This window comes from Afifella sp. H1R, from assembly GCF_021462425.1.
GTDB lineage: Bacteria > Pseudomonadota > Alphaproteobacteria > Rhizobiales > Afifellaceae > Afifella > Afifella aestuarii.
The window spans coordinates 1,867,048-1,882,462 of record NZ_JAKEDY010000001.1 but is presented as its reverse complement, the minus strand read 5'-3'; the positions used below and the strand labels follow the sequence as shown (position 1 = coordinate 1,882,462).

General features: G+C 64.0%; 15 protein-coding genes. 13 read left to right on the top strand and 2 right to left on the bottom strand.

Going from position 1 to position 15,415, the window contains the following annotated elements; all coding sequences use genetic code 11:
• The first annotated feature begins 101 nt into the window (after window positions 1–101).
• On the top strand, window positions 102–1,001 hold the full coding sequence (locus L0F51_RS08995; RefSeq protein ID WP_234628852.1) for a CehA/McbA family metallohydrolase: 900 nt from the start codon (window positions 102–104) through the stop codon (window positions 999–1,001).
• A gap of 19 nt (window positions 1,002–1,020) precedes the next feature.
• Here L0F51_RS08995 and galE read toward each other — a convergent pair whose 3' ends face one another.
• Both galE and L0F51_RS08985 read right to left on the bottom strand, forming a co-directional pair.
• Entirely contained in the window at window positions 1,021–2,058 is a 1,038-nt protein-coding gene (gene galE / locus L0F51_RS08990; RefSeq protein WP_234628851.1) for a UDP-glucose 4-epimerase GalE, read from the bottom strand.
• Window positions 2,059–2,182: 124 nt separating this feature from the next.
• Window positions 2,183–3,190, bottom strand: a complete 1,008-nt coding sequence (locus L0F51_RS08985; RefSeq protein WP_234628850.1) for an SDR family oxidoreductase — start codon at window positions 3,188–3,190, stop codon at window positions 2,183–2,185.
• Window positions 3,191–3,498: 308 nt separating this feature from the next.
• Here L0F51_RS08985 and L0F51_RS08980 point away from each other — a divergent pair, with 308 nt between their 5' ends.
• The 12 genes from L0F51_RS08980 to L0F51_RS08925 all read left to right on the top strand — a co-directional run bounded on the left by L0F51_RS08980 (window position 3,499) and on the right by L0F51_RS08925 (window position 15,277).
• On the top strand, window positions 3,499–4,152 hold the full coding sequence (locus tag L0F51_RS08980; protein WP_234628849.1) for a cytochrome c3 family protein: 654 nt from the start codon (window positions 3,499–3,501) through the stop codon (window positions 4,150–4,152).
• 176 nt (window positions 4,153–4,328) lie between these two features.
• Window positions 4,329–7,151 carry a 4Fe-4S dicluster domain-containing protein gene (locus L0F51_RS08975; RefSeq protein WP_234628848.1) on the top strand — a complete coding sequence of 941 codons (2,823 nt, stop codon included), beginning with the start codon at window positions 4,329–4,331 and terminating at the stop codon, window positions 7,149–7,151.
• Window positions 7,148–8,545: an NrfD/PsrC family molybdoenzyme membrane anchor subunit gene (gene nrfD, locus L0F51_RS08970; RefSeq protein WP_370642340.1), complete on the top strand. Its 1,398-nt coding sequence runs from the start codon at window positions 7,148–7,150 to the stop codon at window positions 8,543–8,545. Before L0F51_RS08975 ends, nrfD begins: the two co-directional genes overlap by 4 nt.
• Window positions 8,542–9,060, top strand: a complete 519-nt coding sequence (locus tag L0F51_RS08965) for a DUF3341 domain-containing protein (protein ID WP_234628847.1) — start codon at window positions 8,542–8,544, stop codon at window positions 9,058–9,060. Before nrfD ends, L0F51_RS08965 begins: the two co-directional genes overlap by 4 nt.
• Window positions 9,057–9,554 (top strand): cytochrome c, encoded by a 498-nt coding sequence (locus L0F51_RS08960; protein ID WP_234628846.1) that lies wholly within the window; start codon window positions 9,057–9,059, stop codon window positions 9,552–9,554. Before L0F51_RS08965 ends, L0F51_RS08960 begins: the two co-directional genes overlap by 4 nt.
• A complete protein-coding gene (locus L0F51_RS08955; RefSeq protein ID WP_234628845.1) occupies window positions 9,551–10,609 on the top strand; it encodes a hypothetical protein in 1,059 nt (352 codons plus the stop codon). The genes L0F51_RS08960 and L0F51_RS08955 overlap by 4 nt, the downstream gene beginning before the upstream one ends.
• Window positions 10,602–10,952 (top strand): hypothetical protein, encoded by a 351-nt coding sequence (locus L0F51_RS08950; RefSeq protein ID WP_234628844.1) that lies wholly within the window; start codon window positions 10,602–10,604, stop codon window positions 10,950–10,952. The genes L0F51_RS08955 and L0F51_RS08950 overlap by 8 nt, the downstream gene beginning before the upstream one ends.
• A complete protein-coding gene (locus L0F51_RS08945; RefSeq protein WP_234628843.1) occupies window positions 10,949–11,743 on the top strand; it encodes a hypothetical protein in 795 nt (264 codons plus the stop codon). Before L0F51_RS08950 ends, L0F51_RS08945 begins: the two co-directional genes overlap by 4 nt.
• The gene (gene coxB, locus L0F51_RS08940; RefSeq protein ID WP_234628842.1) at window positions 11,740–12,687 is read left to right on the top strand and encodes a cytochrome c oxidase subunit II; all 948 of its coding nucleotides are present in this window, start codon (window positions 11,740–11,742) and stop codon (window positions 12,685–12,687) included. Before L0F51_RS08945 ends, coxB begins: the two co-directional genes overlap by 4 nt.
• Window positions 12,680–14,341 carry a cytochrome c oxidase subunit I gene (gene ctaD / locus L0F51_RS08935; RefSeq protein ID WP_234628841.1) on the top strand — a complete coding sequence of 554 codons (1,662 nt, stop codon included), beginning with the start codon at window positions 12,680–12,682 and terminating at the stop codon, window positions 14,339–14,341. The genes coxB and ctaD overlap by 8 nt, the downstream gene beginning before the upstream one ends.
• Window positions 14,334–14,978, top strand: coding sequence for a cytochrome c oxidase subunit 3 (locus L0F51_RS08930; RefSeq protein ID WP_234628840.1), 645 nt, complete (start codon window positions 14,334–14,336; stop codon window positions 14,976–14,978). Before ctaD ends, L0F51_RS08930 begins: the two co-directional genes overlap by 8 nt.
• Complete coding sequence (locus tag L0F51_RS08925; RefSeq protein WP_234628839.1) at window positions 14,975–15,277, top strand: cytochrome C oxidase subunit IV family protein; 303 nt, start codon at window positions 14,975–14,977, stop codon at window positions 15,275–15,277. The genes L0F51_RS08930 and L0F51_RS08925 overlap by 4 nt, the downstream gene beginning before the upstream one ends.
• Window positions 15,278–15,415: the final 138 nt, after the last annotated feature.

Here is a 15,415-nt window from a genome sequence, read left to right as displayed (position 1 = left end):
GAAACCAGTTTCGATCGCACGCGCGCTCATCCTTCCTTCTGTCATTGCCTTGCCATGGAGGCGTCATATCGCTTCTCCTCGGTTGAGTGAGGGGCTTCTCCATGGGTATGCGGGCATTTCAGGCGCCGGGCCGTTTCTGGCGCGGCAATCTTCACACACATTCCGACCGCTCGGACGGGGGGCTGTCGCCTGAGGCGGTCTGCGCCCATTACCGCGACGCCGGCTACGATTTTCTCTGCCTGTCGGATCATTTTCTCAGCCGCTTCGATTTTCCGGTCACGGATACGCGGCCGTTTCGCAGCACGGGCTTCACGACGCTTCTCGGTGCCGAACTTCATGCCGATGCGACCAGCCATGGCGAGCTGTGGCATATTCTGGCCGCCGGGCTGCCTGAAGATTTCGAGGCGACCGGCAAGGCCGAGGACGGGCTCGCGCTCGCGAAGCGGGCGCGTGAGGCGGGCGCCTTCGTCGGGATCGCCCATCCGCAATGGTCCGGTCTCACGATCGAAGACGGCCGTGCGATGGCGGCGCATGCCCATTCCGTCGAGATCTACAATTACACCTGCGATCTCGAAACCGCGCGTGCCGACGGGACCTATCTTCTCGATGAGCTCCTGAACGAAGGCTATGCGCTCTCCGCCTTTGCGTCCGACGATACGCATTTCAAATATGAGGAAGGGCTCGCAGCCTGGGTGATGGTGAAGGCTGCGGAGAACACGCCCGAAGCGCTCTTGGAGGCGCTCAAGGCCGGCCTTTTCTATTCCAGCCAGGGTCCAGTGATCGAAGGGTTTTCCATCGCCGATGGCGAGGTGCTGGTGGAATGCTCGCCGGCGGTCAATGTCGCCCTTGTCGGTCGTGGCGCGAAATCGGAGAACCAATGGGGGCGGGACCTGACGCGCGTACGCCTGTCGAGCGAGCGTTTCGAAGGTGATTGGTTCCGCCTCATCGTTGCCGATGCGGCCGGGCGTCTTGCGTGGTCAAACCCGGTCCGGCTCGACTGAGGCTCTCTGAGGCTCGGGCTCAATCTCCGGTGTAGCCGTTCGGGTTCTCGCTCTGCCACCGCCAGTGATCGCGGCACATGGCGTCGAGGTCGAGATCGGCCTGCCAGCCGAGAAGTTCGGCTGCGAGCTTCGGGTCGGCGTAGCAGGTGGCGATGTCGCCGGCGCGGCGCTCCACGATCTCGTAAGGGATCGACCGGTTGGTGGCTCGCCGCCAGGCCTTCACGGTGTCGAGGACGCTGTAGCCCCGGCCGGTGCCGAGATTGATCGGCCGGTGCGTGCCGGACGCCACCCCGCCGGAAAGAAGCGCTTCCGTCGCCTTCACATGAGCCCGGGCGAGATCGACGACATGGATGTAATCGCGCACACCGGTACCGTCGTGGGTCGGATAATCGCCGCCGAAGACGCGCAGATGGTCCCGCCGCCCAACCGCGACCTGGGCGATATAGGGAAAGAGATTGTTCGGAATGCCCATCGGATCTTCGCCGATGAGTGCGCTCTCATGGGCGCCGACGGGATTGAAATAACGCAGGCTGATCGCCTGCCAGGCCATGTCGGCGGCGACCGTATCGGTGATGATCTCCTCGATCATCATCTTGGTTCGACCATAGGGGTTGGTGACCCCACCCACCGGAAAGCTCTCGTCGATCGGCACGGTTTGCGGTTCCCCATAGACGGTGGCCGAGGACGAAAAGACGAGCCGTGTCGCCGCGTGGCGGGCCATCGCCTCAAACAGCGAGACGGCACCCCCGACATTCACATCGTAGTAGGCGAGCGGCTTCTCGACGGACTCGCCCACGGCCTTGAGGCCCGCGAGATGGATGACGACGTCGATCGCGTTCTCAATGAAAACCCGGTCGAGAAAGGCGGCGTCGCGAATGTCACCGACGAGGAGCGGGATCTCTGCCCCGGCGATCTGGCCGACCCGGCGCGCAGCCTCGGGATGCGAATTGGCGAGATTGTCGACGATGACGGGCCGATAGCCCGCCCGTGCCAGCTCGACCACGACATGGCTGCCGATGTAGCCGTTGCCGCCGGCAACCAGAACGGTGGCCTGCATGCGCCCTCCCTCAGAAGCCTTTTCTTCCGGCGCTTTTCCTAATAGCAAACGCTTAGAATTTCATTTCGTGCCGTCTTAAAGCTCGCCATGCACCATTTGAACCATCTGCGCGACGCACCACTTGTCACCGCCTCGACGACAGCATTCGGCCGATGAACCAGCCGAGTGCTCCCGCGGCGGCGATGCCCGCCCCCTTGCCGATCGCCTCGCGGTGCTCCGTTGCCCAGAGGGCCGGTGCCGTGTTCTGGGCTTTGACGTCGAAGCGGCCATGCGCGGCATAGGAGCCGGCGACGGGCTCGAAGAGATTGTCCGGTCGCTCGATCTCTGCCTCGGCGGCCATCTGCCCGTCATAGGCCTTTCCAGCCATCATCTTGTCGAGAAGGCCGGGCGCCACCTTCTGGCCCAGGATCGCCTGATAGGCGGAGCGGCCGACCCAGAGTTCGCGACGCGGATGATGGGCAGCGAAATAGATGCCGTCGGCGGCGACTTCGGGCTGGAAAATCGGCGGTAGCGGCTGCGCCCGACGCGGCATCTTGTTGCGCGCCCAGTCGAATTGCGGCGTGTTCAAACCGGGCAGATGCACGACCGTGAGCTTGATCGCGGAATTGTCGTGGATGAGCTCGCAGCGCAGCGAATCCGTGAAGCCGACGATTGCGTGCTTGGCGGCGCAATAAGGCGCCTGCAACGGAATCGAGCGATAGGCGAGGGCAGAGCCCGTCTGGACGATGGTGCCGTAATTGCGTGGCTGCATGCGCTTTAAGGCGGCGAGCGTTCCGTGCACGCAGCCGAGATAGGTGACTTCGGTCACCCGGCGGAATTCTTCGGGTGTCGTCCTTGCGACCGGTGCCAGAACCGTCACCATCGCCACGTTGATCCAGATGTCGATCGGACCGAAGCGCTGCTCGACCTCTTCCGCGGCGATGTCGACCTTCTCCGCATCCGCAACGTCGATTGGAAAGATGATCGCCTCGCCGCCGAGGGCGCGGACCTCTTCCGCTGTCTCTTCCAGACGTCGGCGGTCGCGCGCGATGAGCCCGAGCCGCGCGGCATCTCGTGCGAAACGCCGCGTCACGGCGCGGCCGACACCGGCCGAGGCGCCCGTGATGACGACAGTCTTCTCGGTTCTGGCCAACTTTCTTTCCTCGTTGTCGTGATTGGTCCCGCACCTTCAACACGTCGCGAGAAAAAAGGTTCGACGCGGGAACTGGCCTCCGTTCCGGGTGATCTTCGTGACGGGGCATGTCCGCATCGAAGAAATCCACTTCTCGGCGTCCCCAGAGGTGACGGCGGGACGGATCACCGCGCAATGCGGGGCCGGACCGCGCGACGTGGTCAAATAAAAGGGGGCTGCGCTTTATGCAGTCTGGGGGACCTTCCACGACTTTCTTCAGCGCCTGCGGTTGCATTGTCTCTGCAGCCCGGGTCAGTCTGAGCTGATCCATGGCCCAGATTTTCCGCCGTCGCAGCAACGCCATCGTCAAGGTCGCGCTTGTCGCTGTCGTTTTCGTGCCTGTCGCCGCTCTTGTCTTTGCAGGGGTGATGGCACGCTCGCGTTATACCAACGACATCGGCCTCACCCCCGAACAGCCGGTTCCGTTCAGCCACCAGCATCATGTCGGCGGTCTCGGTCTGGATTGCCGCTACTGCCATACGGGGGTGGAAGAGGCGGCCTTCGCCGGCGTGCCGCCGACGCACACCTGCATGACCTGCCATTCGCAGCTCTGGACCAATGCCGAGATGCTCCGCCCCATCCGCGAGAGCCTCGCCAAGGATGAGCCGATTGCCTGGAACCGCGTCACCAACCTGCCGGACTACGTCTATTTCAACCATTCCGTTCATGTCGAAAACGGCGTCGGCTGCACCACGTGCCACGGCTCTGTCGACAAGATGCCGCTCATGCAGAAGGCCGAGCCGATGACCATGCAATGGTGTCTCGACTGCCACCGCGATCCGGCGAAGAACCTGCGCGCCCCCGAAGATGTCTTCGCCACCAATTGGAACTCCGCCGACGGTAAGATCCACGGCCATGAACGGCTGAAGCGCTACGGCATCGATCCTGCAAAACTGACAGATTGCTCCACATGTCATCGCTGAAACCGCCTCAAGATCCTGGATGTTGCGGCGGCAGCTGCGGGAGTGGCGGCGGGCCTGAGCGCTTGTGGCGTTCGCTCTCCGCGCGCGATCGCTCCTCGCCAGCGGGGGTGGCTAAAGAGCAGAGGGCCGGAGACCGGGCGGCGGAGACCACGAAAGAATTTCCGGATGGCATTCGTATGGGCCCGGTCGATCGGCGCACCGCCCTGAAGCTGATGGCGGCGAGCGCGGCCGTTTCGGCCGGTGCCTGCGGCCGTCAGCCGGAGGCGATCGTTCCCTATGTGAACATGCCGGAGCGGCTGGTGCCGGGCGAGCCACTGGCCTTTGCGACCGCCGTGACGCTTGCCGGCATCGCCCAGCCAGTGATCGGCCAGACATTTGACGGAAAGCCGACCAAGCTCGAGCCCAATGTCGATCACCCGGCCGCGTCCGGCAGCGACGCCTTTACTCAGGCCGCGATCCTGTCGCTTTACGATCCGGATCGCTCGAAGGCGGTGCGCAAGGGAGCCGACACCGCCTCGTGGGACGGATTTGCCGCCGAATTCCTGCCGCGCATCGAGGGCCATCGCGCCAAGCGGGGAGAGGGGCTCAGGATCCTGACCGGCCCCAGTACCTCGCCGACCTTTTTCGACCAGATCTCGACGCTGCTCGATCGCTTCCCGGAGGCGCGCTGGCATCAATGGGAACCGCTCGGCGAGGAGAATGTCCTGGCCGGGACCGAGCTCGCCTTCGGGCGGCGCTTGAAACCCGTCTATCGCTTCGATCGCGCCCGGTGCGTCCTGTCACTCGACGCGGATTTTCTTGGTGCCGGGCCCGAACAGACGCTCAATGCGGCGCGCTTCGGCGCGGCGCGGCGGGTCTGGGGTGATAAGCCGGAAGGCTTCCTTCGGCTTCATGTCATCGAGCCGGTTCTGAGCCTCACTGGCTCCAATGCGGATCACCGGCTTGCCGTGCGACGCGGGCGGGTCGAAGAGCTTGCGCAGATGATCGCCGCCCGGTTTGGCGCGGACAACCTGCCGGAGGGCAGGGTCGATGAAAATGCCCGGGTCTTCGTCGAGCGCCTGGTGCGGGAGCTTTCGGCCCATCGCGGCCAGGCGCTCGTCGTCGCCGGGGCTGCACAGCCGGCGGAGGTGCATGCGCTCGCCCATTGGCTCAACGCACAGCTCGGTGGCCTTGGCGAGACGGTCGAGTTTCTGCCTGTCGACAATGAGGCGCCGTCTCACCTGGGCTTGCGTGAGCTTGTCGAAGAGATTGATGCGGGCAACGTCGAAACCCTCCTGATCTCCGGCACCAATCCCGTCTACAGCGCGCCGGGGGATTTCGATCTCGCCGACCTCCTCGGCAAGGTGCCGTTCTCGGTGCATCACGGGCTTTACCGCAACGAGACGGCGGCGCGCACGACCTGGCATCTGCCGGCGCTGCACGACCTCGAAGCCTGGAGCGATGCGCGCGCAGCCGACGGCACCGTCACCTTGCTCCAGCCGCTGATCACGCCGCTGTTTCGTGGCCGCTCGCTCTTTTCCGTGCTCGGCGCCTTCTTCGGCGAACTCGATGCGGATGATCGCGAGGTGCTGCGCGCACACTGGCGGCGCGCGAACGGTGCCGGCGATTTCGAGACCTGGTGGCGAAAGAGCCTGCGTGCTGGCTTCGTGGAAGGCTCGGCGCCGCAGAGCGTGCGCCCGAGCGCGGCGGCTGTGCCCAAACCTGTTGCACCGGCGGTGGAGGACGATGGCTATGAACTCGTCTTCCGCCCCGACGCGAAACTCTGGGACGGCGATGTTGCCAACAATGCCTGGCTGCAGGAACTGCCGGATCCTGTGACCAAGCTCGTCTGGGGCAATGCGGCGCTCGTCTCGCCGCGCGATGCGCGCAATCTCGGGCTCGAAGACGGGAACCTTCTGGACATCAGCCTCGGCGAGAGCCGGCTGATGCTGCCGGCGATGGTGGCCGTCGGCCAGGCGGACGGGGTGATCGGGCTCGCGCTCGGCTACGGGCGGCCGGAGGCCGGGGTCATCGGTTCCGCGGTCGGCGTCGACGTCAATCCGCTGCGCCGCCTCGATGCGTTGTGGCATGCGAGCGGGGCTGAGCTTCGCGCGACGAGTGATACGGGTCGTCTCATCCGCACACAGGAGCATTCCGACATGGAGGGGCGCGAGATCATCCGCGATCTCAGCTTCGCCGATTTCCTGCATGGCACGGAGGAGAAAGACGAGGAGGCGCCGCCCTCGCTCTATCCCGATTGGGACTATCCCGATGCAGCCTGGGGCATGGTGATCGACCAGTCAGTGTGCATCGGCTGCAGCGCCTGCGTGACCGCCTGTCAGTCGGAGAACAACATCCCCGTCGTCGGGCCGGAGGAGGTGGAGCGCGGCCGCGAGATGCACTGGATCCGGATCGACCGCTATTTCCGCGGAGATCCGGACGCGGCGGAGGTGCTCTTCCAGCCTGTGCCATGCATGCATTGCGAGAAGGCGCCTTGCGAACCGGTCTGCCCGGTCGAGGCCTCGGTTCACGATCGCGAAGGCCTCAATGTCCAGGTCTACAATCGCTGCATCGGCACCCGCTTCTGCCAGGCCAACTGCCCCTACAAGGTTCGTCGTTTCAACTTCTATGGCTATGGCGACGAGCAGGCCTACGAGAATCTCGACGACCCGCTCTATCACGCGGCCGCCAATCCGGATGTGTCGGTCAGAAGCCGCGGCGTCATGGAGAAGTGCACTTATTGCGTGCAGCGCATCAGCCGGGCGCAGCAGCGCGCCGACCGAGAGGGGCGGGAGCTCCAGGAAGGGGAGGTGCGCACCGCCTGCCAGAATGCCTGCCCGACGCAGGCGATCGTCTTCGGCGACATCAATCGCAAGGACAGTCTCGTCTCGCAGCTGAAGGGCGCCCGGCATGAATACGACCTTCTCGGCGAGCTCGGGACGAGGCCGCGCACCTCTTATCTGGCGCGCATCCGTGCCGAGGCGGCAAGCGCCGGATCCGGGCCGGGAGAGGGCGCATGAGTGCCAGCGCCTCGACGACGCCGGAGACGGCCGAAGTGCGGCCAAAGCCCTTGCATGGCCCGGCCCAATACCTGCCGGAGCCGATGAGCTATGAGGCGATCACCAGCGAGGTCATGAACCCGCTGTTGATGACACGGGTCGGGCGCATCTGGTGGATCTCGCTCCTCGTCAGTCTGGCGCTGACGGTGATGATGGTCGTGTCGATCCTCTGGCTCTTCGCCAACGGGATCGGGGTGTGGGGCCTCAACCAGTCGAACATCTGGGGCTTCGCGATCGCCAATTACGTCTGGTGGATCGGCATCGGCAATGCCGGCACGCTCATCTCCTCGATGCTGCTTTTGACGCGGCAGCGATGGCGTGCCTCCGTCAACCGGTTCGCCGAGGCGATGACCTTGTTCGCCGCCGCCATTGCCGGGCTCTACCCGATCCTGCATCTCGGACGGCCGTGGTTCTTCTACTGGCTCATGCCCTATCCCAATACGATGGGCGTCTGGCCGCAATGGCGCAGCCCGCTCGTCTGGGACTTCTTCGCCATTGCGAGCTACCTGATTTTTTCGCTGCTCTTCTGGTACACGGGCCTCATTCCCGATCTCGCGACCGCGCGCGACAGGGCGGCTCCGGGGCTCCGGCGGGCGCTCTACGGCTTCATGTCCTTTGGCTGGACGGGCTCCGCCTCCGACTGGCTGCGGCTCGAGAGCTTTTACAAGACGGCGGCGGCGATGGCCGTGCCGCTCGTCTTCTCCGTCCATTCCGTCGTCGGGCTCGACTTCGCGGCCGGTCTCGCACCCGGCTGGGCGGAGACGATCTTCCCGCCTTATTTCGTCTTTGGTGCGGCCTATTCAGGCTTTGCCATGGTGGTGACGCTCGCAATCCCGATCCGCTGGGCCTTCAACCTGCAGGGGCTCGTCACCCGAAGCCATCTCAACGTGATGGGCAAGATGCTCCTCTTCCTGTCGCTCATCATGTCCATCTCCTACGCCACGGAATGGTTCATGGCCTGGTATGCGGGCTCGGAGGCGGAGCGCGATCTCATCCTCTTCAAGTTCTTCGGCGCCTACGCGCCCTATTACTGGCTGATGCTCGCCTGCAATTGCGTCATCCCGCTCGCCCTCTGGGTGCCCGCGGTGCGGCGCACGCCGAAGCTCATCCTGGCGGTGGCGCTCGCCATCAATCTCGGGATGTGGCTTGAACGCATCCTGATCACCACGACGACGCCCTCGCACGGGCATCTGCCGTCGAGCTGGCAGATCTACACGCCGACCATCTGGGACTGGACTTTGTGGTTCGGCACGCTCGGCTTCTTCACGCTTCTCTTCCTCATCTTCGTGCGGCTCGTTCCTTTCATCTCGCTGCATGAGGTGAAGCAGTTCGACTGGCAGAGGAGGCGCGCATGAGCGGGCATCATCTGCTTGCCGGTTTCGCCGAGCCCGGCGAGCTGATGGACGCGATCAAGGAGGCGCGGGAGGCGGGCTTCTCCGATCTCGAAGCCTATTCGCCCTTTGCGATCGAGGGGGTGGCCGAAGTGCTCGGCCATCGCCCGACGCGCATCCGCCTCGTCATGGCCGTCGCCGGCGTGATCGGCGCTGCCTGCGGCTTCGGCCTGCAGGCGTGGAGCGCCATGGTCGCTTACCCGATCAATTCCGGCGGACGGCCGTTGTTCTCCTGGCCGGCCTTCATGCTTGTGACTTTCGAGCTCACAGTTCTGTTCGCGGTCGTTGCCGGCTTCGTGGCCTTCATCCTGCGCTCCGGGCTGACAAAGCTTCATCAGCCGCTCTTTGCAGCGCCGAATTTCCATCGTGCCTCGCATGATCTCTTCTTTCTGCGCGTGACGGTGGATGGCGACGCCGATACCGCGCGCGATCTCCTCAAGGGGCTTTCACCCATCGTCATCGACGAGGTGCCGGCATGAGGTGGCGCGTCCTCTTTCCCGCTCTTCTCCTGCTCGCCGGCTGTCAGGAGCAGGAAATGGCGAAGCAGCCGAAGCTGAAGACTTATGCCTTTGCCGAGGCCTTTGCGGGTCACAGCGCCGCCAGGCCGCTGCCGGAGGGCGTCGTGGCGCGCTCCGATCCGGTCGATCCGCAACAGGCCCTGGCGCCGCCGAAGCCGACGCTGGCGCTCGTTCAGCGCGGGCGCGAGCGCTTCGAGATTTTCTGCGCGCCGTGCCACGGCTATGCCGGTTATGGCGACGGCATGATCGTCGAGCGCGGTTTCCCGCAGCCGCCATCATTTCATTCCAGCCGGCTCCGGGCGACGTCGGCGCAGCACATCTTCGACGTCATTACCCATGGCTATGGCGTCATGTATTCCTATGGCGACCGCGTCCCGCCCCAAGATCGCTGGGCGATTGCGCTTTATCTGCGTGCCTTGCAGGTCTCGCAGATGCAGAAAGGAGGCGGGCAATGACAGCCCCCTCACTCGCTCTGCGCCCGCAGCGTCGGCGGATGCCGCGTCTTCTCCTCGCGGCGATCGTGTTGGTGGCGCTTGTTGTCGCCGCCGTTTTCCTGATGCCGCCGGGGCTTTCAGGTGCCTGGCTGATCGCCTGGCTGTTCCTGCTCGGTTTTCCGGCCGGAAGTCTCGTCCTTCTTCTCGCGCACGGCCTGACGGGCGGTGATTGGGGATTTGTCGCGCGGCCCTTCCTGGCAGCAATGGCGCTTACGATGCCGCTCCTTGCCGTCGCCTTCGTGCCGATCGCGCTGGCGCTGCCCGATATCTATGTCTGGGCCGGTCATGCGGAGGCCGTGCGGCATGGTGCGGTGGCAGAACTCTATCTCAATGTTCCCGCCTTCCTCCTGCGCAGCATCGTCATTCTGGCGATCTGGTCGGTGCTTGCGCTCCTTGCGGCGCTCGTCCCGCTCGGGCCGGTTGTGTCAGCGGTCGGCATCCTCCTTTACGGCCTCAGCATCAGTTTCGGCAGCATCGACTGGCTGATGTCGCTCGACCCGAAATGGTTCTCCACCGCCTATCCGGCGCTCCTCAGCGTCTCGCAGATAGGATCGGCGCTCGCGCTTCTCGCTGTCCTGCGTGCGGTCTTCGGTCAGGAGGTTCGGAACGGCGATTTTGCTGGTCTCCTCATCGCGGCCATTCTCGGCGTCACCTATCTCGCCTTCATCCAGTATCTGGTCATGTGGTCCGGCAATCTACCGGAGAAGGTCGGATGGTATGTGGCACGGCTTACGCCCTCCGGCACCACGCTTGTCGCCGTCACCTTCATCATCGGCTCGGTCCTGCCCTTTTCGATGCTTCTCTTCTCTGCGGTGCGGAAGAGCCCGCGCTGGACGGGGCTTGCCGGCCTCTTCTGCCTCATCGGCCTCTATCTGCATCTCACATGGCTTGCCGGACTGCCGGCGGTGGCCTCCTGGCTCGCGCTTTTGCTGACCATTGTTCTCGGCGGCGCCTGGCTCGCCATCGTCGTGTTGCTCCTCGGCACACGTCACGAAGGGGAGGAGCGTCATGCCTGAACAAAGCTGGCGCGCCCACGAAGCGGCCGAGGTCCCGGGGACGAAAGTGTTTCTGGCGGGCGCGGCTCTTCTCGGTCTCATGGTCTTTACGCTCGGCCTCGTGGCGTTCCTCTTCAATTTCGTCGGGCAACCGATCGAACAGACCCTGCCGCGGCCGATGCGGCCGGCGGGGCCGGCTCTTCAGGTCGATCCTGTCGCCGATCTGCAGGCCTATCGGGCGCGCGAAGGAAGGCGCCTCAATGACGCCGCGGCGGTGCCGATCGAGGAGGCGATGAAGACCGTCGTCGAGCGGGTCGACCCCTACGCGCCACTCCTGCGGCCACAATCGGAGGAGACGCGATGAGATCGTTCGTTCTCGTTCTTTCCCTGTGTCTCGCCGCTATGCCAGGCGTCGCTCTTGCGGGGCTCGCGAAATCCGAGATCGACACGGTCGGCGTCACCAAGCGGATCGGCGCGCCGCTCAAGGCCGATCATCTCGTCGACCTTCAGGGTGAGCCCGCGCCGCTGCCGGCTTCCGGCGACAAGCCCGATCTCATCCTCTTCGTCGATTTCACCTGCGAGACCTCCTGCGGCGTCTCGGCCGACGCGCTCCTGTCGCGGCTGTCGGGGCTGACGCTGAAGCCTGGTGACGATTTCGATCTTTCCATCATCGGTCTCGATCCAAAGGACGGGCAGGCGGAGGCGAAAACCTTTGCCGAGGAGCACATCCCGAAGACGGAGCGCTGGCAGGCGGTGCGCGTTCTGCGCGGCGACAAGAGTGAGATCGCGCATCTCCTCGATACGGCGGGTGTCCGGATTTCCTACGACAAGGAGCGCGATCAGTTCGCCCATCCGACCGCTGCCGTCCTGCTCGACAAAACCGGAGAGATCCGTCGCTATGTCGATCCCTTCGCCTCGGAACCTCTCGATTTCCGTCTTGCTTTAACGGATGCCGGCGACGGCAGTGTCGGATCGCTCGGCGACCGGTTGTTTCTGCTCTGCTATGGCTGGAATCCTGCGACCGGCACCTATTCGCCTCTGATTGCCCGCATCCTCGCGATCTCTGCCGCCTTGAGCGTGGCCGCGATCGCCACGCTCGTCCTGACGCTTCTGTGGCGTGAGCGGCGCGGCAAGGGCCGGGAGAGTGCCGCATGAATGGTCTCTCCAGCTTTATCGCGGCGGCGTCGGAACGGGCGCGTCAAACCGATCTCCTGTTTTTCTCGGCGACCGCGCTCTCCGCCTTCATCATCCTTCTCGTCGCTGGCCTGATTATCGGGCTTTCGATCCGTTATCGGAAGAATTCCACCGCCGACCGCTCGGAATTGCCATCGCTGCTGCAGCGGGAGTTCGAAACCGGCTGGACGCTCGCCACCCTGCTTCTCTTCGTGACGATCTTTGGCTGGGCGGCGGCGCAGGGTTTTGGCGCCATGACGCCGGCGGGGGAGCCGCTGCAGATCAATGTGGTCGGCAAGCAGTGGATGTGGAAGATCGAGCACGCCGGCGGCGAGCGTGAGATCAACGAGATGCATGTGCCGGCGGACCGGGCGATCCGCCTGTCGATGAACTCCCAGGACGTGATCCATTCCTTCTACGTGCCGGCCCTGCGCATCAAGCGGGATGTGGTGCCGGGCCATACGGAAGCCATGGCCTTTGTCGCCGACAGGCCTGGCACGTACGGGCTCTTATGCGCGGAATATTGCGGCACGCAGCATTCCAAGATGACCGGCAAAGTCATCGTCATGGAAGAAGAGGATTACGCCGACTGGCTTTCCCACCAGGAGGCCGACAATTCTCTCGCGGCCCAGGGCGAACGGCTGTTCACGACGCTCGGATGTTCGGGGTGTCACGGCAACAGCGCCAATGTCCGCGCCCCGCCACTGGAGAACGTCTATGGCTCTCCGGTGGCACTTGCCGACGGGCGGATCGTGGAGGCGGATGACGCTTACTTGCGCGATTCCATCCTGCAGCCGAAGCGCGATGTCGTCGCCGGTTTCAAGCCGATCATGCCGAGCTTTGCCGGACGGGTCTCGGAGGCGAACCTTCTGGCGCTTCTCGCCTATCTGAAGAAGAAGCCACAGCAAGAGGCCCGTGATGACTGACACGACCGCAGACAGCGGCGCCGTGGAGACGGCCGAAACGACGGATGAGGCGCTCGGGCGCTCCTATCTCAACGAATCCGGGTCGACGCTTTCCTCGTGGCTTTTCACCATCGATCACAAGCGGATCGCCATTCTCTATGCGATCTCGACGACCGTGTTCTTCTTCATCGGGGGGGCGGCGGCGACGCTCATCCGCCTGGAGCTTCTGACGCCGGCCGGCGATCTCGTCGCCGACGACACCTACAACAAGCTCTTTACCCTGCACGGGATTACCATGATCTGGTTCTTCCTCGTGCCGGTGATCCCGACGACGCTCGGCAATTTCCTCGTACCGTTGATGCTCGGCGCGCGTGATCTCGCCTTTCCGCGCCTCAATCTCTTCTCCTGGTACCTCAACATCGGCGGCGGTCTTCTGGCGCTCTCGGCGATCATCCTCGGCGGTGTCGATACCGGCTGGACCTTCTACACGCCGTTCTCGAGCTTCTATTCCAATTCCTATGTCTCGATCGCCGCCCTCGGCGTCTTCCTGACCGGCTTTTCCTCGATCGCGACCGGGCTCAATTTCATCGTCACCACGCATACGATGCGCTGCCCTGGGCTCACCTGGTTCCGTCTGCCGCTCTTCATTTGGGCGAATTACGCGACGAGCCTCATCATGCTCCTGGCGACGCCGGTGCTCGCCATGGCACTCCTCCTGATCGTGGGGGAACGCTGGTTCGGGCTTGCCATCTTCGATCCCACGCGGGGCGGCGATCCGCTGCTCTTCCAGCATCTTTTCTGGTTCTACTCGCATCCGGCCGTCTACATCATGATCCTGCCGGGCATGGGCGTCGTCTCGGAGATCATCACCTGCTTCGCGCGGCGCCGCGTCTTCGGCTACACGGCGATGGTCCTCGCGATCCTCGCGATCGCCGTCATCGGTTTCTTCGTCTGGGGCCACCACATGTTCGTCTCGGGCCAGTCGTCCTATGCGAACCTCGTCTTCTCGTTCCTCTCCTTCATGGTGGCGGTGCCCTCGGCGATCAAAGTGTTCAACTGGACGGCGACGCTGTTTCGGGGCCGCATCACCTTCGAGGCGCCGATGCTCTATGCGCTCGGCTTCGTCGGCCTCTTCACCATGGGCGGTCTGACGGGGCTCTTTCTCGCCTCCGTGCCGATCGATCTCCATGTGCACGACACCTACTTCGTCGTGGCGCACTTCCACTACATCATGGTCGGCGGCATGGTCTCGGCCTTCTTCGGGGGGCTGCACTTCTGGTGGCCGAAGATCACCGGCCGGCTTTATCCGGAACGCTGGGCGCAGGCGGCGGCGATCATGATGTTCGTCGGCTTCAACACCACCTTTTTCCCGCAATACATACTCGGCTATCTCGGGATGCCGCGGCGCTACCATGCCTATGCGCCGGAGTTTCAGATGTTCCACGTCGCCTCGACGCTCGGCGCGGTGCTTCTGGCCGTCGCCTATCTGATGCCGCTCTTCTATCTCGGCTGGTCGCTTTTCTTTGGGCGCGTTGCCTCGGCCAATCCCTGGGAGGCGACTGGGCTCGAATGGACGACGGCTTCTCCGCCGCCCCAGCACAATTTCTTTTCCACGCCGGTCGTCCGCGAGGATCCCTACAATTACCACCCGGAGGGGACACCGAAGGATGCGTGAGATCAGCCCCTTCGCTGGCATCGTTGCCGAACAGTTCGACGACCGTGGCCAGCAGCGGCAGGCGGCCGAGTTCGGCATGTGGATCTTCCTCGGCACCGAGGTCTTGTTCTTCGGCGCGATCTTTCTCGGCTATACGCTTTATCGCATGGCCTATCCGGCCGCGTTCGAGGAGGCCGGACGCGAGACGCTCGTCCTCATCGGCAGTGCCAATACGGCAATTCTCCTGATTTCGAGCCTGACGGCCGCACTTGCCGTGAAGGCCGCGGAATTCGGGCGTTCGCGCCTCGTCGTCAGGCTGATTGCGGCGACGATTGCGCTCGGCCTCCTCTTCCTGGCGCTCAAGGGCTACGAATATCACCACGACATCGAGAGCCATTTCGTGCCCGGCGATCCGCTTTTCGACCTGTCGGAACACGCCGTGATCTTCGTCTCCTTCTACTGGGCGATGACCGGCATCCATGCCCTCCATATGGCGATCGGGCTCGGGGCCTGGGCGGTCGTCGCGATCCTCGTCCATCGCGGGCGCGTCGTGCCCGACAAGACCAGCACAATCGAGGTCGTGGGCCTCTACTGGCACTTCGTCGATACGATCTGGATCTTTCTCTACCCACTTCTCTATCTCGTGGGGCGATCATGATGGTGGGGCGGAACGATCGGCGTGAGCCTGACCTGCGGCAGCTTCTCTTTCCGGAGTTGTTCGTCTGGGCGGCGCTGATGGTGCTCTTCCTCGCCTCCTGGTGGGTCGCCTATTGGCCGATCGGCATCTGGAAGGTGGTCGTCAATCTTGCGGTCGCCGTCGTGATGGCTGGCCTTTCCTCAGTGGTCTTTATGCATCTGGCGCGATCCGGGGCGCTGTTGCGCCTTGCCGCGGGCGCTTCCGGGCTGTGGCTCACCGCGCTCTTCGTCCTGACTTTCAGCGATTATCTTACCCGCTGACACCGGGACCCTTCTTCCTGCGATGCTTCATCTTCCCGTCATCCGCGCGACATTTCGTGTTTGCGCCCCGCGTATATGCGAGGTTTCGGCCCTGTGCGGTCCGCTTTGCCATCGCGTTTTGCCATCGAGGAAGATTAG

What these genes read in the sequence shown, in the direction of transcription:
- L0F51_RS08995 (WP_234628852.1), top strand. Translation starts at nt 102, where the DNA reads ATGGGTATGCGGGCATTTCAGGCGCCGGGCCGTTTCTGGCGCGGCAAT.
- galE (WP_234628851.1), bottom strand. Translation starts at nt 2,058, where the DNA reads ATGCAGGCCACCGTTCTGGTTGCCGGCGGCAACGGCTACATCGGCAGC.
- L0F51_RS08980 (WP_234628849.1), top strand. Translation starts at nt 3,499, where the DNA reads ATGGCCCAGATTTTCCGCCGTCGCAGCAACGCCATCGTCAAGGTCGCG.
- L0F51_RS08975 (WP_234628848.1), top strand. Translation starts at nt 4,329, where the DNA reads ATGGGCCCGGTCGATCGGCGCACCGCCCTGAAGCTGATGGCGGCGAGC.
- nrfD (WP_370642340.1), top strand. Translation starts at nt 7,148, where the DNA reads ATGAGTGCCAGCGCCTCGACGACGCCGGAGACGGCCGAAGTGCGGCCA.
- L0F51_RS08965 (WP_234628847.1), top strand. Translation starts at nt 8,542, where the DNA reads ATGAGCGGGCATCATCTGCTTGCCGGTTTCGCCGAGCCCGGCGAGCTG.
- L0F51_RS08960 (WP_234628846.1), top strand. Translation starts at nt 9,057, where the DNA reads ATGAGGTGGCGCGTCCTCTTTCCCGCTCTTCTCCTGCTCGCCGGCTGT.
- L0F51_RS08955 (WP_234628845.1), top strand. Translation starts at nt 9,551, where the DNA reads ATGACAGCCCCCTCACTCGCTCTGCGCCCGCAGCGTCGGCGGATGCCG.
- L0F51_RS08950 (WP_234628844.1), top strand. Translation starts at nt 10,602, where the DNA reads ATGCCTGAACAAAGCTGGCGCGCCCACGAAGCGGCCGAGGTCCCGGGG.
- L0F51_RS08945 (WP_234628843.1), top strand. Translation starts at nt 10,949, where the DNA reads ATGAGATCGTTCGTTCTCGTTCTTTCCCTGTGTCTCGCCGCTATGCCA.
- coxB (WP_234628842.1), top strand. Translation starts at nt 11,740, where the DNA reads ATGAATGGTCTCTCCAGCTTTATCGCGGCGGCGTCGGAACGGGCGCGT.
- ctaD (WP_234628841.1), top strand. Translation starts at nt 12,680, where the DNA reads ATGACTGACACGACCGCAGACAGCGGCGCCGTGGAGACGGCCGAAACG.
- L0F51_RS08930 (WP_234628840.1), top strand. Translation starts at nt 14,334, where the DNA reads ATGCGTGAGATCAGCCCCTTCGCTGGCATCGTTGCCGAACAGTTCGAC.
- L0F51_RS08925 (WP_234628839.1), top strand. Translation starts at nt 14,975, where the DNA reads ATGATGGTGGGGCGGAACGATCGGCGTGAGCCTGACCTGCGGCAGCTT.